Annotated in this window: 28 protein-coding genes; 8 read left to right on the forward strand and 20 right to left on the reverse strand. The window is 40.6% G+C overall.

The genetic code is table 11. The features are described 5' to 3' along the window. Position 1 precedes the first annotated feature (1 nt). The 14 genes from mraY to QUE03_RS16670 all read right to left on the reverse strand — a co-directional run bounded on the left by mraY (position 2) and on the right by QUE03_RS16670 (position 14,996). Positions 2–1,084, reverse strand: coding sequence for a phospho-N-acetylmuramoyl-pentapeptide-transferase (mraY, locus tag QUE03_RS16605; RefSeq protein WP_286263073.1), 1,083 nt, complete (start codon positions 1,082–1,084; stop codon positions 2–4). Next, a complete protein-coding gene (murF, locus tag QUE03_RS16610; RefSeq protein WP_286263074.1) occupies positions 1,084–2,469 on the reverse strand; it encodes a UDP-N-acetylmuramoyl-tripeptide--D-alanyl-D-alanine ligase in 1,386 nt (461 codons plus the stop codon). The genes mraY and murF overlap by 1 nt, the downstream gene beginning before the upstream one ends. After that, positions 2,466–3,983 carry a UDP-N-acetylmuramoyl-L-alanyl-D-glutamate--2,6-diaminopimelate ligase gene (locus tag QUE03_RS16615; protein WP_286263076.1) on the reverse strand — a complete coding sequence of 506 codons (1,518 nt, stop codon included), beginning with the start codon at positions 3,981–3,983 and terminating at the stop codon, positions 2,466–2,468. Before QUE03_RS16615 ends, murF begins: the two co-directional genes overlap by 4 nt. After that, a complete protein-coding gene (locus QUE03_RS16620) occupies positions 3,976–5,718 on the reverse strand; it encodes a penicillin-binding transpeptidase domain-containing protein (protein ID WP_286263077.1) in 1,743 nt (580 codons plus the stop codon). Before QUE03_RS16620 ends, QUE03_RS16615 begins: the two co-directional genes overlap by 8 nt. Then, entirely contained in the window at positions 5,715–6,029 is a 315-nt protein-coding gene (ftsL, locus tag QUE03_RS16625; RefSeq protein ID WP_286263078.1) for a cell division protein FtsL, read from the reverse strand. The genes QUE03_RS16620 and ftsL overlap by 4 nt, the downstream gene beginning before the upstream one ends. 2 nt (positions 6,030–6,031) lie before the next feature. After that, positions 6,032–6,973 carry a 16S rRNA (cytosine(1402)-N(4))-methyltransferase RsmH gene (gene rsmH, locus QUE03_RS16630; RefSeq protein ID WP_286263079.1) on the reverse strand — a complete coding sequence of 314 codons (942 nt, stop codon included), beginning with the start codon at positions 6,971–6,973 and terminating at the stop codon, positions 6,032–6,034. A 10-nt stretch (positions 6,974–6,983) separates the two neighbouring features. Next, the gene (gene mraZ, locus QUE03_RS16635; RefSeq protein ID WP_286267892.1) at positions 6,984–7,442 is read right to left on the reverse strand and encodes a division/cell wall cluster transcriptional repressor MraZ; all 459 of its coding nucleotides are present in this window, start codon (positions 7,440–7,442) and stop codon (positions 6,984–6,986) included. Between the two features lie 464 nt (positions 7,443–7,906). Next, positions 7,907–8,923, reverse strand: a complete 1,017-nt coding sequence (locus QUE03_RS16640; RefSeq protein WP_286263080.1) for a hypothetical protein — start codon at positions 8,921–8,923, stop codon at positions 7,907–7,909. A gap of 147 nt (positions 8,924–9,070) precedes the next feature. Continuing rightward, complete coding sequence (locus QUE03_RS16645) at positions 9,071–10,153, reverse strand: ABC transporter ATP-binding protein (protein WP_286263081.1); 1,083 nt, start codon at positions 10,151–10,153, stop codon at positions 9,071–9,073. Between the two features lie 37 nt (positions 10,154–10,190). After that, positions 10,191–11,813, reverse strand: a complete 1,623-nt coding sequence (locus QUE03_RS16650; RefSeq protein WP_286263082.1) for an ABC transporter permease — start codon at positions 11,811–11,813, stop codon at positions 10,191–10,193. After that, positions 11,810–12,808 carry a Fe(3+) ABC transporter substrate-binding protein gene (locus tag QUE03_RS16655; RefSeq protein WP_286263083.1) on the reverse strand — a complete coding sequence of 333 codons (999 nt, stop codon included), beginning with the start codon at positions 12,806–12,808 and terminating at the stop codon, positions 11,810–11,812. The genes QUE03_RS16650 and QUE03_RS16655 overlap by 4 nt, the downstream gene beginning before the upstream one ends. Before the next feature lie 114 nt (positions 12,809–12,922). Next, complete coding sequence (locus tag QUE03_RS16660; RefSeq protein WP_286263084.1) at positions 12,923–13,804, reverse strand: sulfite exporter TauE/SafE family protein; 882 nt, start codon at positions 13,802–13,804, stop codon at positions 12,923–12,925. Then, positions 13,804–14,319, reverse strand: a complete 516-nt coding sequence (locus tag QUE03_RS16665) for a YcxB family protein (protein ID WP_286263085.1) — start codon at positions 14,317–14,319, stop codon at positions 13,804–13,806. The genes QUE03_RS16660 and QUE03_RS16665 overlap by 1 nt, the downstream gene beginning before the upstream one ends. Positions 14,320–14,453: 134 nt before the next feature. Beyond that, the gene (locus QUE03_RS16670) at positions 14,454–14,996 is read right to left on the reverse strand and encodes a hypothetical protein (RefSeq protein WP_286263086.1); all 543 of its coding nucleotides are present in this window, start codon (positions 14,994–14,996) and stop codon (positions 14,454–14,456) included. Positions 14,997–15,239: 243 nt separating this feature from the next. Between QUE03_RS16670 and QUE03_RS16675 the strand changes: the two genes are divergently transcribed. The 3 genes from QUE03_RS16675 to QUE03_RS16685 all read left to right on the forward strand — a co-directional run bounded on the left by QUE03_RS16675 (position 15,240) and on the right by QUE03_RS16685 (position 17,077). Then, on the forward strand, positions 15,240–15,575 hold the full coding sequence (locus QUE03_RS16675; RefSeq protein WP_286263087.1) for a PadR family transcriptional regulator: 336 nt from the start codon (positions 15,240–15,242) through the stop codon (positions 15,573–15,575). Then, positions 15,568–16,053, forward strand: a complete 486-nt coding sequence (locus tag QUE03_RS16680) for a permease prefix domain 1-containing protein (protein WP_286263088.1) — start codon at positions 15,568–15,570, stop codon at positions 16,051–16,053. Before QUE03_RS16675 ends, QUE03_RS16680 begins: the two co-directional genes overlap by 8 nt. A 364-nt stretch (positions 16,054–16,417) precedes the next feature. Continuing rightward, positions 16,418–17,077: a hypothetical protein gene (locus tag QUE03_RS16685; RefSeq protein WP_286263089.1), complete on the forward strand. Its 660-nt coding sequence runs from the start codon at positions 16,418–16,420 to the stop codon at positions 17,075–17,077. Positions 17,078–17,219: 142 nt separating this feature from the next. On the opposite strand, the gene QUE03_RS16690 is transcribed toward QUE03_RS16685, so the two are convergent. Together QUE03_RS16690 and QUE03_RS16695 are read right to left on the reverse strand one after the other, a co-directional pair. Further along, the gene (locus tag QUE03_RS16690; RefSeq protein WP_286263090.1) at positions 17,220–17,852 is read right to left on the reverse strand and encodes an SGNH/GDSL hydrolase family protein; all 633 of its coding nucleotides are present in this window, start codon (positions 17,850–17,852) and stop codon (positions 17,220–17,222) included. Positions 17,853–17,903: 51 nt separating this feature from the next. Further along, positions 17,904–18,368, reverse strand: a complete 465-nt coding sequence (locus QUE03_RS16695) for a nuclear transport factor 2-like protein (protein ID WP_286263091.1) — start codon at positions 18,366–18,368, stop codon at positions 17,904–17,906. Between the two features lie 272 nt (positions 18,369–18,640). On the opposite strand from QUE03_RS16695, the gene QUE03_RS16700 reads away from it, so the two are divergent. Beyond that, positions 18,641–19,792 carry a helix-turn-helix domain-containing protein gene (locus tag QUE03_RS16700; protein WP_286263092.1) on the forward strand — a complete coding sequence of 384 codons (1,152 nt, stop codon included), beginning with the start codon at positions 18,641–18,643 and terminating at the stop codon, positions 19,790–19,792. A gap of 148 nt (positions 19,793–19,940) precedes the next feature. On the opposite strand, the gene QUE03_RS16705 is transcribed toward QUE03_RS16700, so the two are convergent. Then, positions 19,941–20,660, reverse strand: coding sequence for a carbohydrate binding domain-containing protein (locus QUE03_RS16705; protein WP_286263093.1), 720 nt, complete (start codon positions 20,658–20,660; stop codon positions 19,941–19,943). 183 nt (positions 20,661–20,843) lie between these two features. On the opposite strand from QUE03_RS16705, the gene QUE03_RS16710 reads away from it, so the two are divergent. Continuing rightward, positions 20,844–21,452 (forward strand): YdeI/OmpD-associated family protein, encoded by a 609-nt coding sequence (locus QUE03_RS16710; protein ID WP_286263094.1) that lies wholly within the window; start codon positions 20,844–20,846, stop codon positions 21,450–21,452. Between the two features lie 75 nt (positions 21,453–21,527). Here the strand turns inward: QUE03_RS16710 and QUE03_RS16715 are convergent, their stop codons facing one another. After that, positions 21,528–22,295: an SDR family NAD(P)-dependent oxidoreductase gene (locus QUE03_RS16715; RefSeq protein ID WP_286263095.1), complete on the reverse strand. Its 768-nt coding sequence runs from the start codon at positions 22,293–22,295 to the stop codon at positions 21,528–21,530. 108 nt (positions 22,296–22,403) lie between these two features. Here QUE03_RS16715 and QUE03_RS16720 point away from each other — a divergent pair, with 108 nt between their 5' ends. Then, complete coding sequence (locus QUE03_RS16720; protein WP_286263096.1) at positions 22,404–22,748, forward strand: winged helix-turn-helix transcriptional regulator; 345 nt, start codon at positions 22,404–22,406, stop codon at positions 22,746–22,748. A gap of 161 nt (positions 22,749–22,909) precedes the next feature. Further along, positions 22,910–24,427, forward strand: coding sequence for a dipeptidase (locus tag QUE03_RS16725; protein WP_286263097.1), 1,518 nt, complete (start codon positions 22,910–22,912; stop codon positions 24,425–24,427). Positions 24,428–24,515: 88 nt separating this feature from the next. On the opposite strand, the gene QUE03_RS16730 is transcribed toward QUE03_RS16725, so the two are convergent. Continuing rightward, complete coding sequence (locus tag QUE03_RS16730; RefSeq protein WP_286263098.1) at positions 24,516–24,902, reverse strand: VOC family protein; 387 nt, start codon at positions 24,900–24,902, stop codon at positions 24,516–24,518. 196 nt (positions 24,903–25,098) lie between these two features. On the opposite strand from QUE03_RS16730, the gene QUE03_RS16735 reads away from it, so the two are divergent. Continuing rightward, positions 25,099–25,461, forward strand: coding sequence for a hypothetical protein (locus QUE03_RS16735; RefSeq protein WP_286263099.1), 363 nt, complete (start codon positions 25,099–25,101; stop codon positions 25,459–25,461). A gap of 23 nt (positions 25,462–25,484) precedes the next feature. Here QUE03_RS16735 and QUE03_RS16740 read toward each other — a convergent pair whose 3' ends face one another. After that, positions 25,485–25,892, reverse strand: a complete 408-nt coding sequence (locus QUE03_RS16740; protein ID WP_286263100.1) for a GFA family protein — start codon at positions 25,890–25,892, stop codon at positions 25,485–25,487. Positions 25,893–25,896 lie beyond the last annotated feature (4 nt).

Raw genomic sequence — 25,896 nt, forward strand, 5'->3', positions numbered from 1 at the left:
CTTATCTCAACTTCAACGTCGCTAAACCAATCAACACTAACACCAACGAAATAATCCAAAAACGCACAATAACGCGCGGCTCTGGCCATCCTTTTAGTTCATAATGATGATGAATAGGTGCCATTCTAAAAATTCGTTCGCCTCGCAATTTATACGAGCCAACTTGTAAAATAACCGATAGGGTTTCCATCACAAAAACGCCACCCATGATAAACAACACCAGTTCTTGTCGAACTAAAACTGCGATAACACCTAATGCCGCGCCAAGTGCTAACGAGCCAACATCGCCCATAAAAACTTGCGCTGGATAAGTGTTAAACCATAAAAAACCAAGACCTGCACCAACGATGGCGGTACATACCACCACTAATTCGCTGGTCATGGAAATATGGGGAATGTTTAAATACGTTGAGAAATTGGCGTTACCTGTCATGTAAGCAAAAACTGCAAAAGCACCAGCAACCATAATGGTAGGTACAATCGCAAGGCCATCTAATCCGTCGGTTAAGTTAACAGCATTGCTGGTCCCCACAATGACAAAATAGGTCAATATAATGTAAATCAAGCCAAGTTGAGGCATCACGTCTTTAACAAATGGGATCAATAACGAGGTTTCTGCAGGATCTTGTGCCATGGCATACAAGAATATTGCTGTAGATAAACCAATCACGGTTTGCCAGAAATACTTCCACCTTGCTATCAGACCATTCGAGTCTTTTCGAATCACTTTTCTATAATCATCAACAAAGCCAATGATACCAAAGCTCACCACAACAAATAGCACAACTAAAACATAACGATTGCTTAAATCAGCCCAAAGCAACACGCTTGATACAATCGCCGCTAGAATTAAAATCCCACCCATTGTAGGTGTGCCAGACTTTGACAAATGACTCTCTGGTCCATCATCTCTAACCGTTTGGCCTATTTGCATACGCTGTAAATAGCGGATTAGTTTAGGACCAAAATACAAAGACATCACCAGTGCTGTCAGCGTGCTGATGATCGCTCTAAAGGTCAGGTATGAAAATACATTAAACCCGGAATAATACTGTGTGAGGTACTCGCTCAACCAAAATAACATTACGCGTGCTCCTCAGTTTGCTTGGCATTCTTCCAAGCAATAATATCTTGTACTACGTGCTCCATATGCGCACTGCGCGAACCTTTAACTAAAATTGATATTTGCTGTGATTGCTTACCCAACACTTCATATAAATGCATCAGCAATTGCTCACGAGAGCTAAAATGTTGACCATCCTCTTTAAATGCATCTGCCGTACTTTGACTCAACACGCCTAAAGTTAATAAGCAATTGATGCCAAGTTCTTTCGCATACTCGCCTACTTCTTGATGATACATACGTGCATCTGAGCCAAGTTCGGCCATATCCCCTAACACCAATACACGATAACCTGCGTAGTTAGCCAGTAACTCAGTAGCTGCTTTGATAGATTCAACATTGGCATTGTAGCTATCATCAATTAACTTAAAATCGTCGCCCAACTGATAGAGGTTTAAACGACCTTTAACCGGTTCCATTTGTGCCAAGCCTAAACGCACATCGTCCAAACTCGCGCCGCATTCAATTGCAATAGCCGCTGCGGCTACCGCATTACAGACATTGTGTTTTCCAGGGATAACCAATTGGATATATGTAGAGCCAACATGGGTATGTAATTTAAAATTTGCACAACCGTCTTCATCTAGTTCAACATCAGAGCTATAACTATCAGATTTGGTATTACAAGAAAATTTACGGACGTTTTTATCGGTTAAACGCCATTGCCATTTGTTCGCTAACTTGCAATCTTGGTTGTAAATGGCAACACCATGTTGAGGTAAACCTTCAAATATTTCACCTTTCGCTCTCGCAACACCACATAAGTCCCCAAACCCTTCTAAATGCGCTGCAGCAATATTATTGATAATAGCGACATCAGGTTTAACCAACTCCGTGGTATAAGCTATTTCACCGATATGGTTAGCACCCATTTCGATAACGGCAAAATCGTGTTCAGGCGTAAGTCGCATCAGCGTCAACGGTACGCCAATATCATTATTAAAATTGCCTTGTGTCGCTAGTACATTCCCTAATCGCGAAAGAATTGCAGCGACCATTTCCTTGACGGTGGTTTTACCGCTACTGCCAGTTATCCCAACGGTTTTAGGTGCTGATTTTACTTTAATAAACGCACCTATTTTACCTAGCGCAATACGTGTATCTTTGACTATAATTTGCGGTAAGGCTGAATCTACCTGATGATCGACGACGAGCGCACTGGCACCTAAATTAGAAACTTGTTCTATAAATCGGTGACCGTCAAAATTGGGGCCTTTTAGGGCTAAAAATACATCATCTTTTTTCAGCGCTCGGCTATCAGTGCCAACGTGACCGATAGTAAAGTCTTTTCCAACTAGTTGGCCATCAACTGCTAGAGACAATTCGGATAACAATAATGGGATCATGCACTTGCCCCTTGTTTATATATTGACTTCACCAATTTTCTTTCACTGTATTCAATTATTTCGTTTCCAATTTGAATGGTATCTTCGTGCCCTTTGCCAGCAAGCAATACCATGTCTTTTTCATTTGCATTAGCTAAAGTTGCTTTAACCGCTTGCGCACGATCGAGCATCACTGTGATTTTTTCTGGCTGCTTACAACCGGACAGAATATCGTTAACAATAAGCTCTGGAGCTTCATTGCGAGGATTATCGTTGGTCACCACTAAATGATCGGCAAACTGCTCAGCGATATCTCCCATCAAGGCGCGTTTACCTTGATCTCTATCGCCACCACAACCAAAAACAAGCCAAAGTTCACCTTGGCAATGTTGGCGACATGCTTTTAATGCGTTTTCTAAGGCATCGGGCGTATGGGCATAATCAACGATGCACGTAGCAAGAGTTTCGCCATCAAACGTTTCCATACGCCCATCACAAGGTGTAATGTTGGGGAGCACATCAACAATATCGTTAAGTGTAATACCGCTTGCCCGCAATACGGCGATGGCCGCTAGCAAGTTTTCCGCATTAAAGTCACCAATAAGCTTCGATTTTACTTGAAAACTGCCTTGTTCAGTTTCAAGGGTAAATTGTAACCCTGTCTGCCCGTGAACTATATCGGCCGCTCGCACGTAAGTGCGATAGGAACTGATACTTTCATCTCGACCAAACACCGTCAGTTTTTCAAGTGTATTGTTGTCGTTTAGCCATGCTTTTGCATATTCATCATCACCATTTACTACTGCATATTGTGCTGGATTTTTGATAAACAGTTTAAATTTAGCGCTCGCGTATGCTTCCATACTCCCGTGATAATCAAGATGGTCACGAGATAAATTAGTAAACACTGCAATATCCATCATCTCAGGGCTAACGCGATGCTGGTCCAATGCATGAGAGGATACTTCCATCACCACATGTTTAATGTCTTGCTGCTTGAACTTCGCCAACAAAGCACTTAGCTCTGTGGGTCCTGGGGTGGTATTTTTAATCGGCGTAAGTGCACCAATTCTCCCCGCTCCTGTGGTGCCAATAACAGCACTTGGGTAAGACAATGCATCAAAGCAATTTGCGAGTATTTGGGTCGTACTGGTTTTACCGTTTGTACCCGTTACACCGATCATATTCATTGAGCGATGTGGGTAACCATAATAATGTTGGGCTAGCGAAATAAGGTGTTTATCCAATTCAAAAAATTGAATCACATCAATTTTGTTTCCATCGATTACACGTTCAATGATATTACCGTGCTGCTGTACACTATGACACTGGCCAATGACAAGTACGGCTCCTTGCTCTAGTGCTGAATCAATATATTGGCGACCATCTTCTAAGCTACCGCTTATTGCGCAAAACACAGAGTCAGTCGTCACTTCTCGGCTATCATTTACTAAGCCATTTGAGGCAATCTCCGCAATATGAATATTAAACTGAGCCAGCGCAGAAGCAATTGAATAAATAGGCAGGTTAGGCATTATCCAGCTCCTTACGTGAAGTGGACTTTACCGCTACTTTGTTCAACTGAGGTGCAATATTTAGCACTTGTAATGCGCCTTTCATGACACGAGAAAATACCGGTGCGGCAACATCTCCTCCATGATATAAGTCGCCTCCAGGCTCATTTATCACTACAACGACCACAACTTTAGGGTCGTCGATTGGCGCCATGCCAGCGAAAAGACCGACATAATCATTTCCGTAACCACCGGCAACAGCTTTAATACTGGTACCTGTTTTACCGCCGACGCGATAACCGTCTACTTGTGCTTTTTTGGCGCCTTTTTCAACAACACCTTCCAGCATTAATCGTAAATCAGCAGTTAAATTTTCTGAAAACAGACGTTCCCCTTCAACCGGACGGTCTACTTTGGTAATCGAAAATGGACGTTTAATACCACCATTTGCCACCGTTGCGTAAAAGCGAGCCAATTGCATTGGCGTAATCGCCAAGTTATAGCCATAGGATAAACTGGCCAGTTCATGCTGTGACCAGCGATTGCGATCTGACATCATGCCGCTGCTTTCACCCACTAAACCGCTACCCGTATCTTCGGAAAAACCGACTTCAAAAAATTTATCAATTAAATATTCTTTTGGCATCGCTAGCGCAAGTTTTGCTGTGCCCATGTTTGAAGAGTGAATTAAAATCTCTTCCATGGTTAACTCGCCACGATTAATAGGATCGCCAATACGTCGACCGCCCAAGCGCATCCAGCCAGGACTGGTATTAACAACAGTTCCTGCATCAGCAATGCCAAATTCCATCGCTGTCAGCAACGACAACGGCTTCATAGTAGAACCCGGTTCAAACATATCGGTAATAGCGCGATTTCGAATGCGATTGGCTGGCGTATTACCGCGATTATTTGGATTGTAAGAAGGACTATTCACCAATGAAAGTAACTCGCCAGTTTCAACGTCAACTACAATGACCGAGCCCGACGTAGCTTTAAATGCTCTAACCGCCCCTTTTAATTCGCGATACGCTATCGCCTGAATACGTTGGTCGATACTTAAGGTTAAATCTTTTGGCGGCTGTGCTTCCTCGACAGATAGAATTTCAATTTTTCTGCCCTTAGCATCTTTACGAAACTTCTTCGCGCCACCTTTACCAGTTAACAACGCATCATAAACACGTTCAATGCCTTCAATGCCTTTATCATCAACGTTAGTAAAGCCGACAAGATGTGCACTAATTTCGCCAGCAGGATAGAAACGCTTCGATTCTTTTCTTAAGTGTATGCCTGGAATTTTTAATTCTTTGATGTAATTCGCCATGACTGGCGATACTTGACGCTCAACGTAAACGAAACGTTTGTTGGGCTGACGGACGATACGACTAGTCAGTTTATTAACGTCTTGACCCAACACATCAGCAAGCGCACGCCAATGTTCAACCATAGCTAAGCCGTTTTTGTCCATCACCACCTTAGGATCAGCCCAGACGGTTTCTACAGGAACACTGACTGCTAACTCTGTACCATTACGATCAACAATAGAGCCTCTTTGTACGGTTTTAGCAGCTGTTCTTAGCGAACGCATATCGCCTTGTTTTTTCAACATGTCAGGTTCAATCACCTGAATATATGCTGTTCTGGCCATTAAACCACAATAAATAAGCGCGACAATGCCAAGCACAACATAAAACCGCCATGCAACGGTTGTTGGCTTTTGATTAAGTCTTCTTTTCTTTTCAGTCGCGGTTGTCATGGTAATTTTATTACAACTTCCGATTTAGCGTCTGGTCGTTTCATATCAAGCATTTTTGATGCTTTAATCTCTATTGCGCTATGTTCTGCCAAACTGTTTTGTTCGATCAAAAGGTTACGCCATTCAATGTCTAATTCGTCTCGTTCGGTCAGCAGTACTTCTAAGTTACTGGTGGTTTGTCTGTTAACATGGGTGAAATAAATCACCGCCAATGCTGAAAAAACCACTAACGCCAACAATACATAAGTCAAAATGTGCTGTTGAATATCATTATAAATATCAACAACTAAGGCTGCATTTTTTGCTGCCATTTTTAGTCATCCAGTCGCTCAGCCACGCGTAGCACTGAACTTCTTGATCTTACGTTACGAGTTACTTCATCTTTACTTGGTTTGGTTTTTCGACCCACCAAGTTTAATTTTTTGCCTTTTTGTAATTCAGCTTCACTGATCGGCATTCCACGTGGTACTTGTCTGCCCTGTGAATGTTTTTTCATGAACTGTTTTACTAACCTATCTTCTAGCGAATGAAAGCTGATAACCGCCAAACGGCCATCAGTTTTAAGAACATTTAGTGACGCAGCAAGTGCTTTCTCTATTTGATCTAATTCACTATTGATATACATACGAATAGCTTGAAAACTCCGAGTGGCAGGATGCTTTTTAATTTCACGCTGCGGGGCAGTTTTCTTGATCAACGCCGCAAGTTCACCGGTTCGTGTTAATGGTGACTCTTCACGGCTATCGACAATGGCATTAGCAATACGCCATGCATGTTTTTCTTCACCAAAGGTTCTTAATACCCAACTGATGTCTTCTACATCAGCACGCGCAAGCCACTCTGCTGCTGTCTCACCACGGGTGGTGTCCATTCTCATGTCAAGAGGGCCGTCATTCATGAAGCTAAAGCCGCGCTCTGCAACGTCAAGTTGCGGTGAGGAAACACCTAAATCAAATAGGATGCCCGACACTTTGCCAACAATATCATTGCTATTCGCTATCGCTTCTAGCTCGGCGAATCCAAAATGTTCAATTTTAAAGCGAGCATCATCTTTGAATTTTTCAGCAGCTTCTATTGCCGTAGGATCACGATCGATGGCGATTAAGCGACCTTTATCTGAAAGTTGAGATAAAATTTGAGTTGAATGTCCACCTCGGCCAAACGTACAGTCGATGTAGATGCCATCCGGATCGATGGCTAGTGCTTGTATCGCTTCATCGAGCAATACAGAAATATGTGAATTATCTGTTGGCATATCGTTCTAGTTATAATGATAAATCAAGTAATCGTTCGGTTAATTCGATTTCGCCCGCTTGAATTTTGCCAATGCCTTGTTGCATTTGCGCCTGCCAAGCTGATTCATTCCAAATTTCAAATTTTTTCAATTGCCCTACCAACATAACGCCTTTTTCTAATGACGCGTGTTGACGTAATGGACCATTAATCAATAAACGACCGCTTTTATCCATGTCACAATCTGAGGCATTGCCCAGTAACACTTGTTGAAGCAGTCTTTCTTGTGGATTCATACTTGATAAACCACAAAGTTTTAATTCTATTTCTTCCCATTCAGGGAGCGGATAAAGCAGTAAACAAGGATGCTGGATATCAACGGTACAAACCATTTTTCCTTGGCAATCAGCAAATAGCTCCTCGCGATACTTCGTTGGCATCGTGATTCTATTTTTGCTGTCGAGCGTAATTGCGCTAGTGCCTCTAAACATAACCTTATTTATTTTGTGTGAATCTTTGAGATCCACAATTACCCACTTTTTTCCACATTTATACAGTTTAGTGATTTATATCAAGATATGTCAAGCAAAGTTTGAACTATTTGATCTGCTCCGAGACTAGAAAAATCAAGGGGTGCAAGGAAGTGGATGAAATTGTGGAAGTTTGTGGATCTGTAGCCCAACAAAATGGGGATCATTCCCATTTTTAGGGTTTTTACGTAAAAAAATGTTGGTTCTGTGTCAGAAAATGAATACCTATGATCTAGGAATGACTACAAGCGCTTAATTTTACTTTAATAGAAAAGGTTTCACACTCACTTTTAGTTTCATGTTGCTAAAAAGATATTAAACCCACATTCTATAAATATTCGTACTCAAGTTAAATTTAAACTACTAAATACGTTAGCTCACCATGAGTCGTAATCTTAAAAGCCAAAGAGAAAACACTTTTGATTTCATAGATCCAGTTTTAAATCAGAATATGAAAATTTATATATCTCGTCACTTCCTGTTTTAGAAAGCTCTGTTGTAGTCTCTGTACCACCTATATAGTTATACTTATTCCTTATAGAATCCTGTCTTAATTTTATAGCGATATCACGTTCTTCTTTATATTCTTCAAGCCTGCCAAGGGTAATTTCTTTATCAAGTTTTTTCAGATCTATTCCAAAAGGATTCTTAATAAACTCTCTATCTAGCCCTACAGGGTAGAAACTAAGTAGTCGGCTTAAATAACCAGTAAAAAAGCTTATATAATAATAAATAGCTTCTGAGTACTTGATTGCTGGCAAATATAGCTCTGCCGTTATCGGATCATTATTGTGCCTAATCAGATCTAATTCACAGGGTTTAGGGTTGTATGTGATAAAAAGGTCATCACAAAGTTGCCTTAGTTGAACTAGATGACCTAACTCAATCATCAAATTCAATATTTTATGATGATGGGAGCCCGTTAGTTCTCCTCCACCTTGATTAAGTACAGAACTGAATTTGATAAAAACCTTATTTAGCTTTTCTATAACGCCAACATTAAATCTAAAGTCACCATCAATAGCATTCGGGTAAAAATATTCGTGGGATGCTCTAGGCTTTGTGAGGTACTTAGATAAATTTTCAGTATCCTCTATGTACTTCTCAAATTGAGATAAATGCTCAAAATAATTGGAAAAACAATTTTGTTGTAACGTTGATTCCAATGACTCTTCCGATTTTTTGAGCATTTCTTCCGTTAGCTGAGTTCTATAAAAGAGGTTAAGTAAAATTAGTACCGTTATCAGCCCCGAAGAGAGCCAAATGGGTTGCTTAAAATGCTCAAAGAAGCTTTGGAGGCAAGCTGAATCTTGGCAAAGCGTTAGGGAAAATTGGTAACTGGTAATAGTTACAAACAATGTTATTAAGAATGCAAAGCCAAAAAGAATAAGCATTCCTATCGAAAGCGGCTGCGTTAAAAAGTGCTTGTTTTTACCTGCCATTATGTTTCCTTACATACACGGGATTTGCGTCATGCTCAACCTATGAACCTATACGAAACATTATCTATACTGATTTAAGTATATTCAACATTAAAATTTGATGGGCGCAGCCTATTAAGCTGAAATGTTCAAAGCTATAAAAAGCAATCACATTTCCGAATGAGTTACTTGTTGATTAAAAACAAGTAATTTATGTGGCTTTAACGATACGGTGAGCTGCTGCCCTAATTGGTAGACGGATTCACTGTATAAACTCAGCTGACTAAATTTGAGCTGCGGATCACCGTCAATGCTGTCAATGCTGTCAATATGGTAATGAAATCCCTGCTCGGTTACACCAATATGCACCACTTCAGCATTTACAGGCTTATCATCATCAAGTGACAAGTGCTGTGGTTTAATGAGCAGTTTGGCCAATGATTCAACTGAATGATCTTTATCATCATTAAAGTCAAACTCACCTAAGGCTGTTTTTACATGCGACGTCGCTATTTTACACGGAACCCAACTGCCCAATTGTAGAAAGTCTGCAACCAACCAGCTTTTAGGGTTTTGGCAAAGTTCGGTTGGCGCCCCTACTTGTAGTAGCTGCCCTTCATTCATCACCGCCATTTTATCGGCAAAAGTGAACACCTCATCTTTATTGTGTGTAACAAAAATAGCACTGATGCCTAATTGTTTAAGCAAACGACGAATTTCTAGCATCAATTCGTGACGTAAACGGGCATCGATATTAGAAAAAGGCTCATCTAATAACAGTAATTTAGGCTGAGGTGCTAAAGCACGAGCAATAGCAACACGTTGTTGCTGTCCACCAGAGAGTTGATGAGGGTATCGGTTAGCGTACTCTGACAGTTTAAGTAACGTTAATAACTGTTCAACCCGCTCTGATTGAATATCTTTCGCCAAACGCTTTATACCAAACGCAACATTCTCTTGTACTGTTAAATGCGGGAACAGCGCATAATCTTGAAAGATCATGCCGATGTGTCGATGCTCAGGTTCAACAAATTGGTTTTGATCGATAACGATTTTGTTACCCAAAGAAATACGCCCGCGCTCGAAACGAACAAAGCCTGCAAGTGTATTTAATAGCGTTGTTTTACCACAGCCACTAGCGCCAACTAACCCCATAATTTCGCCCGCATTAAGCGTCAAATTAATATCCGATAAAATATTATTGCCATCAAGGGCAACACTGAGTTGTTCAATTTCAAGTAGTTGAGTCACAAATATTCACTTTTACGGGTTAGACGCATAGTCTAAATCAATGCTTATCTTTATTTAGCCAGATAATCGGTAATAGGCCGAATAATACTATAAAGATCGCTCCAATAGCACCTTGCTCTAGTTGTTCATCTGAAATTAGCTGATAAATAAAAGTGCTCAGCGTTTCAAAATTAAACGGCCTTAACAACAGTACTGCAGGGAGTTCTTTCATCGATTCAACAAAAACCAATAGCCAAGCGACCAATATTGAGGGTTTTAACAGAGGTAAATGGACACGCTTAATGGTGGCAAGCAGACCGGCACCTAATGTTGCTGGCGCAAAATCTAAAGATGCAGGAATTTTATCAATTCCAGCGCTTACTGTGCCATTGGCAATAGCCGCAAAACGAACCACAAAGGCGAATATGATCGCAAAAACAGTGCCTGATAGAATAAGCCCCGGCTTCTCTAGACTAAGTAACACAGCAATGTCATTCAACCAATGATCAATAGGAGCAAACGTTGCCATCAATGCCATGGCCAATACAGTACCTGGCACGGCATAACCAAACCCTGAAAGTTGCAGCGGCCACTTTGCTGATTTGTCTTCGTGCATTCTTTTGTAAAGCGATAAAAACACCGCTAAGCACACTGAAATTGTAGCGGCAATGCCTGAGACGTAAAGCGTGTTCATACCAATATCTGTCAACGCTTTAAATTGGCCAATGTCGCTATACTTTATCGCCATTGAAATCAGCAACGTTATAGGGAGTAAGAACCCGGCAATAACTAAGAACCAGCAAAAACTTAACGCTAAAGCTTGCTGGCTTGCCGACAAACAAATTAACTCTGTTTCCTTGCTCGGCCGACTACTTTGATGTCGCTGTTTTGCACGGCTTTTTTGCTCGGCAACAACAACAAACAGCACAAACAACATCAACACACTCGCCAGTGCATTTGCCGCCGCCATATCGCCATAGCCTAACCAAGTATCATAAATCGCTGTGGTTAGTGTATTAACGGCAAAATATTGCACGGTGGCGAAATCAGCGATGGTTTCCATCATCACTAAGGTTGCAGACACCATGATCGCAGGACGAGCTAATGGCAATCCTATTTGTATGAATGCTTTCGAAGCAGATAACCCTAGCGTGCGGCCTGCACGAATTAAATTTCGGTCTTGTTGCTCTAGCGCCGTTCTCGTTAACATATACACATAAGGAAATAATACGAGCGCAAGAACAACACTGGCACCAAAAAGGGTTCGAATATCAAAAAACCAATAATCATTGGCGGATTGCCAACCGAAACTTTCTCTTAAAAACCGTTGAACAGGGCCTGCATAATCGAACAAGTCCGTGTAAAGGTAAGCCACCAAATAAGCTGGCATCGCTAATGGCAACAACAACATCCAACGAAGCCATTGTCGCCCTTTGATATTAGTTTGCGTAACTAGTGCGGCACTGGGAATTCCAAACAGCAACGCCAACATCACCACATAAGCACTAAGCTTTATAGTGTTTTCGATGTACGTTGGAAGAACGGTTTGCCATAGATGTGAAAAGAGGGAATCAGAAGAGCCAATACTGGCGATTAACATCACTAGCACGGGTAAAATTAATACCAGTGCTAGTATCCAACTTGTTAATCGCCAAAAGGGATTTTTCCGTCCTAAACTCACAGATCAAATTTAGCCTGATCAAGTAGCTTCAACGCTGTTTTACGGTGCTTAGCGATGGTTTCTAATGACAAAGTATCTGCTTTGAATTCACCCCATGATGCAACCAATGCCGATTTTTCAACACCTGCGCGTACCGGATATTCCATGTTTGTTTCAGCGTAAAGTTGCTGTGCAGGTGCCGACACTAAAAATTCCATCAAGGCTTTTGCTTCTTTTGTATGCGGTGCATATTTTGCCATGCCCATGCCTGAAATATTTACGTGAGCACCACGATTAGCTTGATTTGGAAAATTAATATTGACGCCATCAGCCCAAACTTTTTGCTCTTCATTGGTCAACATTTTACCGAAGTAGTAACTGTTACCAATTGCTAAGTCACACAGGTTTTGGTGGATCGCCTGAACCTGACCACGATCATTACCTTGTGGCTTACGTGCTAAGTTTTTCTTTACACCTTCTAACCAAGTTAATGTGGCTTGCTCGCCGTTGGTCGCAACCATAGAAGCAACTAATGCAACATTGTAAGGATGCTTACCACTGCGCGTACACAGGCGACCTTTATACTTTGGATCAGCTAAATCTTCATAGCTTAATTCAACATCTCCTAATCGTTTGGCAGAATAGATATTACGAACACGCGTGGTTAAAGCAAACCAAGTATCATCTGCGGCGCGGTATTGACTAGGGATAGCGTCAGTAATTTCTGATGAAGTGACAGGTTGCAATAGCGACTTCTCATGCAATTCAATTAATCGGCTAATGTCTGTTGTTAATAGTACATCCGCAGGGCTATGCTCACCTTCACGAGCTAAACGCTCAGCCATGCCTTTTTTTGCAAAAACAACATTGACCTTAATGCCTGTTTTGTCAGTAAACTTTTGAAATAAAGGTTCAACCAAGAACGGTTGACGATAAGAGTAAACATTCACTTCGCTTGCAAGTGTCGAAGCAGATAGCATTAACAATGCGGATAAACCAATAATTTTCTTTAACATAGTAAGCCTATTTGTCAGGAAGTTTGTTGTTATTATCAATGCAGGCAAGCCTAATTAAGTCGCCATATTCTGTCAAGGTTTCTGAGAATAATTCTCATTTAAAATTGTTTCAAATCATATTCCGACAATGCCGATTACCAATAGCCAAAACGCGAAAAATAATTTCAGCTTAGTTGCCGACAGGTAACCCACTAAAGTTTTAGCAAAGATCCCCCCCATAACGGCGCCAGGCCCAGCAAATACAACTACCTGCCAATATACCTCAAATGACGCTAGGGTATATTGCCCAATAGCAGACCAAACCGTAAATGCAGACACTACCACCGCAGCCGCCACGGCCATAGTGACATCAAATCGACGTAATATTAAATAGATGGCGAGTAATTCACCTACGCCTACCGATAACCACGCGGTTATTGCCCCACCAAGTAAGCCAATCAAGATTAGAGCGAGATAATCAAACCAGGTAATTTGGCTTGATTCGCGGGTTGGCTTAATCAAGTATATCGTCGCTAATATAAAAGCGCCTAAAAGCAGCGAAAACCAACTGAAGCTTTCATGCAAAGAAGATGGCGACTCAAGTTTGAAAGAAAAAGTCAGCCATAAGCCTATGATGGAAAATATGCTGGTCACTGCGATTATGCGTTTATAACCTTGCCATAATCTTAAATCAGACTTTTGTGTTTTATAATGATGCCACCAAGTATAGGAGCCCGCTGTCATGCCAAAACATTGAATACCGAAACTGGTTGCAATCGCTTGAGTTTCACTGAAACTTAGTTGATTGAACATTGGAATAAAGACGACACCGCCACCTGCCCCAGTGGAGTTCGCAAAAATTGCACCTAAAACGCCGAGCAAACTAAAATAGCTATAACTAACAAGCTCACTAATATTGGCGGGCGCCATCACTAACATCAAAACCCATGCGGTGAAAAACAATAGCAAAAAACGTGGGTTAGTCAGTGAAATAGGATTTTTCTTCGGTATTGACACTAGCTTTTTTCCGAAGCATTTAACGCGGTTTGTTCTACCGCACTTTGTTGCCCTACCAAAAATTGCTGAGCCTGCTCATTCAAGCTGCGATCAGAAATATAATGCTGAGTGCCCTGACAAATAAATACCCACCCCAACGCTGACTTGCTAAGTGATTGGATATCACGCCAAGCAAAGGTTAGATTAACGAAGGAAGATTGAGTGGAAATCCCCTGTTCGTCAATAATTAACGTGACTTCATTATTGGCCGCTTTTGATAATAGCTGACGGTAAATCCACCAAGGTTTGCGGTAGTAAACCCCCAACGCCTCAATAATACCTAAGCCAAATACGAAATATGACATATAAGCACTAATCTCTGTCGCAATCATAATGGTCAAAGAAAATACGATTAAAACAGCTGATTTTGTATATGGACGAAACGAGTCATCTTGAACCGCAGTTTCGCTATAACATTCACTAAAATGGCTTTTGTCTAAATGAAAGGTGTTTTCGAAGTGGAATGAATCGGTCATGAAAAATGTTGAATGCAAAGTTTTCGCTAGTGTAGCTACTATCGGGGATGATTTGTAGTGTTATCATTTAAGCTTTTGCTCAAATCATCCGCGTATTGATGCTCGACTTTGCAGTTTATTGCTTGAAACTTTAGCTAAGCTTCAAGCGTTTGTTTTGCAAGCTTTCCTTTAAGCTCAGTGATTTCTTGGCTCAGTATGCTTTTATCAACAGTCAATTCTTCTCGTTCAGACTCTAATTGCATTACTTTTTTGACCATATTTTGCTTGTCTTGTTTGAGCTTTTTAATTTGCTCTTTCGCATCAGACAATTTAACTCGCGCGTCATCTAATGCTGAAATCACGCGCTTTATATCCGTTTCACTTTCAGTTTCTGCCAAAGTGCTATTTTGAAGTAGGCTTGTTTTGTTTGGACGGTCTTCATTGTTAGCAAGGTCGCCTAAATAATCAAAACCATGTCTTAACAAAATCACCAATAGAGTCAGCAGAAAAACAAAGAAGTATTGATTGTACTCGACCGCCGCAATTGCACTATTGATTCTGACCAGTAAATCACCGTTAGTATTAATTAAAGACAGCGGGAATTCGTTATGCCACAACAGCCAAACAAACAGATAAATTCCCACAAAACTTGGTGTTGGTTTTAGATGGGGAATAATGGCGAGATAAGATTTATTCATTGATTTTTAATCCTTTAATATCGAAAACAAGTGATATCCATTGGCCGGATAATGACAGGTTTAAACTGAGCAAGCAATAGCTTTAAAGCCATAAAATCGACACAGTAATTAGCAACTAAAACCTTTCAATATCAGTAACTAGCGTTCATTTCTTCACATGAACCAAAAGACTGTATAAAAAACAGCCTTGCATACCTATAGATTCTATGTATCATTATACCTAAGACTTATAGGTATAAATATATGACATTATCAAAAGACTTTGTAGCAGCATCCACTACCCCATTGATTTTATCCGTGCTCAGTATCGAAGAAAGCTATGGTTACGCCATTATCGCGCAAGTGAAAGAACTCTCTGACGGCGAAATTCAGTGGGCCGATGGTATGCTCTACCCTATTTTGCACCGATTAGAAAAAAAAGGCTGGGTTGAAGCATTTTGGGGTGTCGCAGAAACAGGACGCAAAAGAAAATATTACCGCCTGTGTGACGAAGGGAAAACAGAACTTACGCATCAACGAGCTCAGTGGCAAAAGCTCAACGACATGCTTAAAACACTAGAGAGGAAAGCCAATGTTTAATTTAGAACTCGCAATTCATCAATGGTGTGTTCGCGTACTGCAAAGCCATTCAATTAAAAACAATAAAATAGATGAGCTCAAAGACCACCTTTATTGCTCGGTAGAAGCGTTGCAGGCAGAAGGCTTGTCGGAACAAGACGCGTTTAATCAGGCGATTAATAAATTGGGTGAAGATAAGACACTGAAAGAAAGTTACGACACTAATTTAACTGCACTCAATAAATTGTGTGCTTTCGAATATGGAAAAGTAGGCGATTTCGCCGGTTCAACATCTGGAGATAATTTGATGAAAATTTATAAAAAAACCATGTTAACTAATGCGGTGTTATGGGCCGCAGCCATGATAGCTACAGCCATCATATTACGCGGTAATGAAGAGCAAGCGCAGCCAATTTTGTTTATTTTAGTGGCACTGAGTGTCACCAGCGTTATCACGTTAAAAAAGAACTTTAAGAAAAATGACAATCAACAAAGTTGAATCGATTAGACCATCAGGTTTGATTATAGAAATAAAATCAAACCTGATGGTCTAAGAACTACTGTTAATTGGTGATTGATACTATCGTAACCCAACGTTAAATTGTTGCTCAACAGATTTAAAAAAACTGGTTATACTCACTGCTCTTATCAAAGCCTCCTGATCTTTCCAGCCCTAAACTACTGATGATTATGAATAGAATAACCTACCTTTAGGTTTTCCTAAGCTTAATGACATGCCTACTTTTTTACACCAATTTCTCAGTACGACTCTAACCAACTGATTATTAAGGATTAAAAACAAGGATTAGAAATTACACTGTATTTAGGAAGTTCCAACAAATAACAGTCTAGAAGGATGTACCATGTTGAAATTCAAAAAGTTAGCGGCCGTTTTGGTTAGTTTTCTATTGGCGATGCCAACTTATGCCACACTGATAACCTACACTAATCAGGCTGACTTTCTAACGGCAATAGGCGGCGCAGCTGACATTACTGAAGACTTTAATAGCTATGCAACAGATCAATCATTTAGAAACGCTAGTTTTGATGTTGGCCCATTTACCTTATCTTCCACTGGTGCAGTGCAAAATTCCAATACACAAAACCAAATAGACGCCTTGCCTTTTTCATTTGGCAATTTTGCAAATGTGAACGACACAACCTTTGCTCACTTTTTCTTAGCAGCAAATGTAACAACAGCTACAATTGCCTTTGACGATGAAATCACTGCATTTGGCGCATTTTTTAAAGAATTATCCAGCACGACTAGTCTTACGCTAACAACATCAGTAGGTGTCGAAGTGGTAACAAAAAATATCGGTACTGGTGTTGCTTTTTTTGGTTTTACGCTTGATCCAGGCATTACAATGAGCAGCATGTTGGTCAGTACAAGTAGTGCAGGTGATGGATTTGGAATAGATGATGTATTATTAGCCACAAGTGATAGTACAACTATTCCAGAGCCTAGTTCGTTAATACTGTTTTTGTCAGCTCTTTACCTATACAGAAGAAAAAACGCTTAATTATTTACCACACTAAAATCAGTGCACCAGCTTTTTGCTGTTGCGGTGTACTGTACTTAAATTAAGCATATGCGGCGATGCGCTTAATTTGAGTCAATGAGAGCCCGTTAAAATACGTGATAGTGCTCTTCTCCACAATTGCTTATTCACCAGCATCAATTATTGATGGAAGTAATGCTGATAGATGTCTAGCGAAATCAAGGTGGGCATCTGCATCCCAGTGAACACCATCAACGGGGCTTGTTTTGACGATTTTTCCTGCATCTAAAAAGTGAATACCGAGTTCACGACTTAAATGAAAATAGGCCGCAGCCAATTTTCGTGATGCTGTTAATGCGGTTTCAAATTCTTCATCAAGTGCCGCTGAATCAACCAATGGCGCTGGCGCGACTAATAACACTTGTGGCGCTTGATACGGTGAAAAATCAAAACTCTGCACTTGCTCGCACAGTACTTTCGCGCCAGCTTTTATCTCGTCTACTGATAAAGACAAGCTTGCCTTTAAATCGTTTGTACCTAAACTGATGATAACCAATGACAGTGGTCTGCAACTTTCAAGATACAAGTTAAGTAACTGGCTGCCGCATCGAAAGTCCCTTCCAGCATCATCACTATTGGTGGTTCGCCCATTTAGCCCTGCTTCATAGAGTTTAATGTCATTATTTAACAATGTTTGCGTAAGTGCTGTCCATCGAACGGTGTGATCAAATCGTAGGCCGGTGCCGGGCTCATATCCCCACGTATTAGAGTCACCAAAACATAAAACCGATTGCATCAATATTCCTCAATAGTTACTCATATCTACAAGTGCAGGATTAACGCCGCACTAAAAACCGTGATGGCGACGAATGTGTTTTATTAACCCGTCATCATTATATTCTAAGGAAACAATGTTGGTTGCGGTATATTCTATAACTTTGTCCAGGTGGCTTGGTTGTACCTTGCCTTTTTCAATCATTTTGACAAAAACCACATTTGAACCAACCATCATCTCTTCTACTTGGATAGAACTTGAGATCACCTTGTCTTTCAGTTTTTCAACCATGCCTTGGCGTAGTTTATTTTTGTCATTAATGATGACATTATATTTTATATGTTCATCGATAAAATCATCGGCCAGCAGCGATAAGTAATGTTCGATATCATCAATATTGGTCTCTGGTTGCTGCCGTGCATTTTTTGCCTCAACAAATGAATGTGCTAGCTCTGTTAACTGTGCTTGGGTGAATGTTTTCCCATAAGATATGGATGAAAAGATAACAATAAAAATGATTAAACAATATTTTTGCACCAAATTCTCCTTGTGTATCTGCTTTTGATAAATTGATATTAACGAGGTCGTTGATGGATGTAAAACCACAAGTTGTCAGTATTTTTCTATTTTAGTGGTACATTCTGGTTTGCTGCTAATACCAGCTACTTCTGTAGATTCTTACAAGGCTAGCTCCATCATGCGGGCTTAAAATAAAGCTTACGGGGGGGTAAAAATGCTAGCATTTAATTGTCACTTGTTGATAACGATAAAAAACGACATAATCTTCTTTTTGTTTCTTGTATCTATTGATGACTTCATCCCTTCGCTCGCTTGCCCTTACTGAAAAAGTAAACGAAATATTCGCTCGTAGTGAATTACCTGCGTCAATAACAATTGAAGACTGTGTCGCTACTTTAGCAATGAGTACGACTTCTTTTCGACGTAAGTTGTCGCAAGAAGAAACAAGTTTTAAGCTAATTCAACAAAAATTTCTAAATGAACTCTGTGTAGAGGCACTCCTTACACAGGAATATCATATTGATGAATTGGCCGCAAAGTTAGGATACTCAGAACGAGCGACATTTGAGCGAGCCTTTCGCCATAAATTTGGCATCACAGCATCACAGTTTAGAGAGCTTTCATCACTTAATGATACGCAGCAATGTAAGCATACCTTAATTAAAATTGCCCAGCACCTTCCCCCTATGTCAGACAGTTGCAAACAGCTGATAAAAGAAAAAGAACAAGGGCACCTTGATACAGTGATGATCACCAATATCATCAATAGAGATCCTGTATTATCGGGTCGAATCATTGGCCTCGCGAGCAAAGCCATTTATGGTCGAACGCCCAAAGACCTGCAAGATGCAATAGGTCGAAACTTAGGTGTCACCACGGTACTGAATGTCGCGATGTTATTTTCGATGAAAGATGCGTTGCAAGATCATGTATCACCAATAATAATCAACAGTTACAGCGACGCATTTATGCTCGCCCCGAAACTATTTCAGTTGCTCAGAAAATCATGTAGCAAAACTATCAAGTGGGACATTTCATTAACCGAGCAGGTGCTTATCTTTGGCTTGTTAGGAATATTCTTGCTAACTCATAAACAAATGCTTAAACGTGACTTAGTCATGCATTCACTGCAAGGGATTGACTGCCTGCGCTCACTCAATCAACACATCAAAGCCTGTACAGGAAAAAGCATTTATTCCGCATCCGCTTTAATGTTGTCGCTGTGGCATCTCGATGCGAGTGTTATTAAACAGCTTGCCCATATCGATAGGGTTAGCTTAGGTTTAACCAAGGGAAGTGAGCAAGATCGTATTGTACTGTTTATGATGTCTTGTTTGTATCGAGCCGCTGCAAATCACGATGAAGATGACGAAATGGCACAGCAAGCACAGTTATTGAATATCACTTGTATTGATGACATCAACTCATTACTACACGCATAGTGATTAGACTATTGGCTTAAAAAAAATCTGTTAGTTGAATTGCTTTTTATTCGATGACAAGTTTAGCGGTAGTATTAGATTATAGGCTTTCCCCGCCAGCAGAAAATGGGGGCTTGCTGCTGACGGAAAAGCTATAAAAAAGAATACGTTACTTCTGCTGTTGTTTCCGTCGACGGAAAAACAAGAAGCTTAGTGGTGCAAACAATATGGCTAGCATTGAAGGTTCAGATACTACAGTCGTGTCGACTAACGACACATTATCTATCAATCCACCCAGCGTATTTTGTCGTCCAAATGAGCCAAAGCTTAAGTCCATAGATGAAGCAGTCGCGGTAAAGTGTACAGACTGTTTTTGCCAGTTTGGCGTCACTGAACGCGTGCTATCAGCAATAAACATTGCATTCATTTTTAAGTCAAAATCAAGTGATGAATTGTACCAATAAACATTGATGCCATTATCGTTTAAGGCGTTTGTCCGGGGTTTATAATAGAACTCTAGCAAGTAATCATGGCCAATGGTCAGCGAATTAACCGTTTGTGTCATGACACTGTTAGATGTCCCTCGGCGATGAGAATCTAACTCTACATGATTCGTACCTTGCTGAGATTTTGTCACCACATTCTTCTGCAACTCAATACCACTGCCGGAAATTGTTGTCCAACCGGGTAAGCTTGAGAACACGTCCCAGCCACGCTTTTTAGAGTTAAAAGACTGAAGTTCTGTATTGTGTACAGCTCCTATAGATGATGATTGGTCGCCAAATGTTAGCTGCTCAAAACTACCATTAATAATTAATGACGCATTAGACAATGTACTTACTGATAATAGGCCAGCAGCAAGTGCCATTGATTTAATGAATTTTTGCATTGTTAGTCTCCCAAATTCACTTCCATGAGAGGCAAGTATATGAACCAAAGCCTCTTTAATGTATGGCTAAACTGTCCAAAATTGACTAAACACAAAAATGGCGTGGTGTGATACGAGGCGTAATCCACTATTGAACATTATGGTCCGATTCGATATTTTGTAAGAAACAGCGCCGAGACATATATGTCACAACAAAAAGCCATCGATCGGTATATTAAGAGCAAGCCTGAATTTGCTCGTCCAATACTCAAAAAACTACGTGTGTTAGTCAATGAAGCCTCTTCTGATATAGAAGAAGCCATTAAATGGCGACAACCTTGTTTTTCTGAGCAAGGATTGGTGTGTGCAATGGCAGCTTTTAAGAACCATGTGACTTTTTCGTTTTTTAACGGTAAATCGCTCAATGATACTCATCAATTGTTTGAAGAAAGTGACAATGAAAACCTTGCTGCATTGAAATTTCGCGAAATCGGAGACTTACCGGTTGACGCAATATTGATTGACTACATTAGACAAGCTATTGCCGTTAATCATTCAACAGATAAAACCAAATCCCAGGTTAGCAAAAAGAATAAATCAGAATTGATTGTACCTGACGATCTTCAACAAGCGCTAGCCACCAACATAGGCGCGAGCCGACATTTTGCTGATTTTAGTTACAGCAAACAAAAAGATTACATCGAGTGGATCACTTCCGCAAAAAAAGAGGCGACCCGTTTAAAGCGTTTATCTACTGCCATTGAGTGGATTTCAGAAGGGAAAGGACGCAATTGGAAGTATGAAAAATGCTAATCACGCCCGACTCAACATGAAGCAAACGTTATTTATCTATCCGATCTAAGATAAAACTCAAATTACCTACAAATGCTAGTTCCGTCCAGCCATCACTCCGCCATCTACATCCCAAACTGCCCCTGTTACCCAATCTGCATTCGGTGACAATAGAAAGTCCACGGTATTGGCAACATCTTCTGCACAACCAATGCGGCCAATCGGGTGAAATTCATCAAATGAGCTTAATGCTTCATCTAGTTCAGCCGATGGTATAAACGTCTCATAGATCGGCGTCTTCACTACCGCAGGCGCAACAGCATTAACGCGGATTTTGTGTTCAGCTAATTCCATCGCCATATGCTGAGTCAATGCGTGCAGTCCTGCTTTTGCCATTGAATATGCAGATGATGGCGTAGCTTTTATGGCTTGCTTTGCCCACATTGAGCCTATATTGACGATAGAACCACCACCTTGTATTTTCATATGCTCGGCGACAGCTTGTGAGATAAAAAACATCGCTTTGTTTAGATCATGATAAATATCATAGTCACTCGCACTATGATCTAAAAAAGAGGTTGGGTTAAAATAACCTGCTGCGTTCACTAAATACTCAATCCTGTCCGGTTGAGTATTGATGAACTCAATCACTTGCTGAACATCTTGCCAATCGTACAAGTCAGCTTGAATACTACGGGCCTCACCGATAGCAGATAAAGCCTGTGTTGCATCGCTCAATTTTTTGCCGCTTCTACCAATAATAACCGGGGTTATACCTCGAGTAATAAGCTTTTTAGCCGTAGCGAAGCCCATTCCACTTGAGCCACCAATAATTAGAGCGAGTGATTTATTTGTTTTAGTCATTACGTTATCCTGAACTTGTAAGTGTAAAGTGCGCTCAGTGTATGCAAGCATCAGTCACTTAAAAAGTAAGCACAAATCAGTTAGGTAGGCACAAATTGGTACATCTTAATGAAAGATAAAGAAAAAATAATTTCACGAAAGTTAGCCCCAGAAAAAGGCGCACGCATGGTGGAAACGATTTACGGCTGTAAATGGTCATTAACGGTTTATCAGTTACTGCAAAACGGCATCAATCGCCCGGGCTTGATGGCGCGTTCCGTTGAAGGGTTAACCACGAAAGTACTCAATGATTGCTTACGGAAGAATGTTGAGTTCGGCATATTGCAACGCATTGAGTACCACGAAGTACCACCCCGAGTTGAATATAAAATTACGGATGTTGGCACCAAATTCATCGACATCCTAGAAGAAATTGAAAAGTTACAATTGCTGCTCGATAAGACACCAAGCTAATTGCTCATTCAACTATCAAACCGCCTCCTTAACGACTCGGTTTATTTTTCTAAATTGAGCAACTGTATAGGTTCAAAAAACCTAAATCTGTTGCTGTAACAAACCGCTGTTTAAATATATAGTACTTATACCATAAGTCACTCGAGTTACAAGGAACCTGTGTGTTTACAAAAATAGCTAAAATTGCCCTACTTTCTCTTAGTATGGGATCTGCCTACGCTACTACAGTGTCAACTTTAAGTCAGGAAACGGCTCAATATGCCGTTGATACCTATCAATCAGCAATGGTCGATAGCCTCGCGCAATTGGTAAGACATGACACCAGAGCCATTGATGGCGTGTTAGCCACAGAAAACCCTGCGCATATCGCCTTTAAAAATGACCTTAAAAAGCAAGCATTAGCACTGGGCCTAGATTATAAAGACGAAGGTTATTTGGTCATTATTGGTTTAGGCGACAGTAAAGATCGTGTCGGGGTAATCACCCACGGTGACATTCAACCGTACAATGCCAGTAAGTGGGCAAAATCGCCTTTAGAACTCGACACTACCTCAGAGCCAGGTAAATTAATTGGTCGTGGTACCGAAGACGATAAAGGCCCTATTTCAACCGCCCTTTATGCGATGAAATCAATCAAAGATAAACACATTAAGCTGAATAAACGCATTGAGCTATATGTTTACATGGCCGAAGAATCTGACTGGGCGCCATTAGAAGCATATGTCGCCTCGCATGAATTACCTGAAATTAACATTACCATTGATGCAGAATATCCTGTAGTTACCGCAGAAAAAGGCTGGGGATTAGTCAAAGTCGCCTTCCCTAAATCAAAGTTACCTGCCAATATCGCCAACAATACGCCTTACATCAGCGCGTTTACTGGCGGCTATTTTGTTAGTCAAATTCCAGAAGATGCTAGCACTGTTATTGAACATGCAAATCCAGCACTTCTCGCTCAGTTACAAGCACGAGCTAAATCATTTAAGAAAATGAAATTTCACTTTGAGTTAAAGGGCAAGCAGCTGGCCATTAGCGCCGTAGGAAAGTCAGCTCATTCTTCTAAGCCACAGGAGGGTATCAACGCAATCCCTCACTTAGCGGCATTGCTTAACCTTGAAACCATTCAGTGGCCAAACAATGGTGCTGGCACCATGGTGAATTTCATCAACGACAATATTGGCATCGGCCTTGAGGGGAAACAGTTTGGCAATATCGCTTATCGCGATGATTTTATGGGGCCAATGACGGTTGCAGCAACCTTAATCAAGCAGCAAGAAAGCGCAGTTGAATTACACATTAATTTACGTCGCCCGAAAGGCAAAGAAAAACAGCAACTACTCAATGAGATTGATCAAGCGATCACTGCTTGGCAACAAGAAAATAACGCGCCGTTGACTCAATTAGATCATTACATTGGCGACCCGTTTGTACAATCTGATGCGCCGCAAGTAGATACACTGCTGTCAGTCTTTAAACACTTTACCGGTATCAAAGACGCTAAACCCATTGCCATAGGCGGCGGCACAAACAGCCGGTTATTCCCTACAGCTGTGAGTTTTGGTCCTTCCATGCCAGGTGCCGATTACACGGGACATTCAGAGCACGAATTTATCACTGTTGAGCAGTTTGTTTTGAACTTAAAAATGTACACAGCGACCTTTATTGAGTTAGCAAAATAGATTTGTCTTGTTGAGTTAACGGTGAATTGCCGTTAACTCACATAGAATTATCCTGCGTTCATTATTTGATATACTTGATGCTAATTCCTCATTCATCAAAAATAGCTTCTAAACGATTACCGACTGGATCTCTAAAAATCAATTGAGCCAAGTTTGTGTCCGGAACTTGGCTTGTTTCAAATCTTATCTTCATCTCATTAAGTTTATTTTCGAACCTTGTTCGACCTGATAGGCTAAAGGCAATATGGTTTAAATAGCTCTGTTGTGGCGTGTCAATAAACCGCGTACCTTCGGTTAGGTGTACAATCGCACTCTTTGTTTTTGTATATTGATTTGACGACAAATAAAGCCAAAAGCCTGCTCGCTTAAAATCAGGCCTAGCTCCTACTTCTAAGTCGAACACTTGACAATAAAACTCCTTAACTTGCTCCAACAAGTCCATAGGCGCAGTAATATTAAAGTGATCAAATTTCATTAAATAGGCCTTTAAGTTTAACTAACGTTTAGCGTATTACAGGCAATAGCCTGATTGCAATTATCACCGTGACTTAGTAAAAATATCGTGGTTTACTTTACCTTGGTTATTAGAATTAGTAATAGTTGCAAGAGAATAAACGCACATCGAATCAACACGAGCTAAGCCGAGGTAGAGCAATGAAAAACCGTAAATCATGCTAGAATTTTATTGTCGAGCCGCCAATAGGCTTGTTGCTTTTCGCGCAGCTTATATCTTGCTATTCGTCATTAACATTGGCTTTATTTGCTATGCCCTAATCTTCCCTGACTCTGCCGCTTTTGACGTAGGATTACTACCTGCATTATTGACCTTTTTATGGCTATTGTTGCTTTTTTTATTTTGCCAAATGTTTGGTTCAGTAGGGGACTTAACAACCCAGAGCAAGGGCTTGCTTAAAAAATCAAAACAAAAACTTAAACGCTTTATTTATGGTAGTTTTGCGTTGTTGTTTTCCTTACTGAGCATTGCGGTTGTATTGCTCAGTATTCGTTCACTCAATGTCTGGTTGCAAACCTGAAATTCGTGCCTATATGAGTTTGGCTACTCTCGATAACCTTTGAACTTGGGTAATTGATCGTTAAATTGGCACCAATTAACTTGTGAATCTGTATAGATATGGGCATCAGGTTTTACAGGCTCTAACGTGTCAAATGCGGCAAGGGAAATTTCTACGGTCTTCGTTTCTCGGTTAAAACAAGACTCAAACAGCAAGCTAGAGCCACAATGCTGGCAAAATTTTCGCACGCTACCATTTTCGGCGCAATAACTGGCTAAACGATCTTCCCCTGCAAGCCATGTTAAGTTGGTCAGTTTGACTTCGCCAAAGGTTGAAAATGCCGCGCCGTGAAATTTTTGGCACATCTTACAGTGGCAATGGCCAATCATTGGCTCAAACTCTTGCACTGAAAACCTGATATCACCGCACAAACAAGATCCACTATTTTTCATGTTC

Source organism: Thalassotalea atypica, assembly GCF_030295975.1.
Taxonomy (GTDB): domain Bacteria; phylum Pseudomonadota; class Gammaproteobacteria; order Enterobacterales; family Alteromonadaceae; genus Thalassotalea_F; species Thalassotalea_F atypica.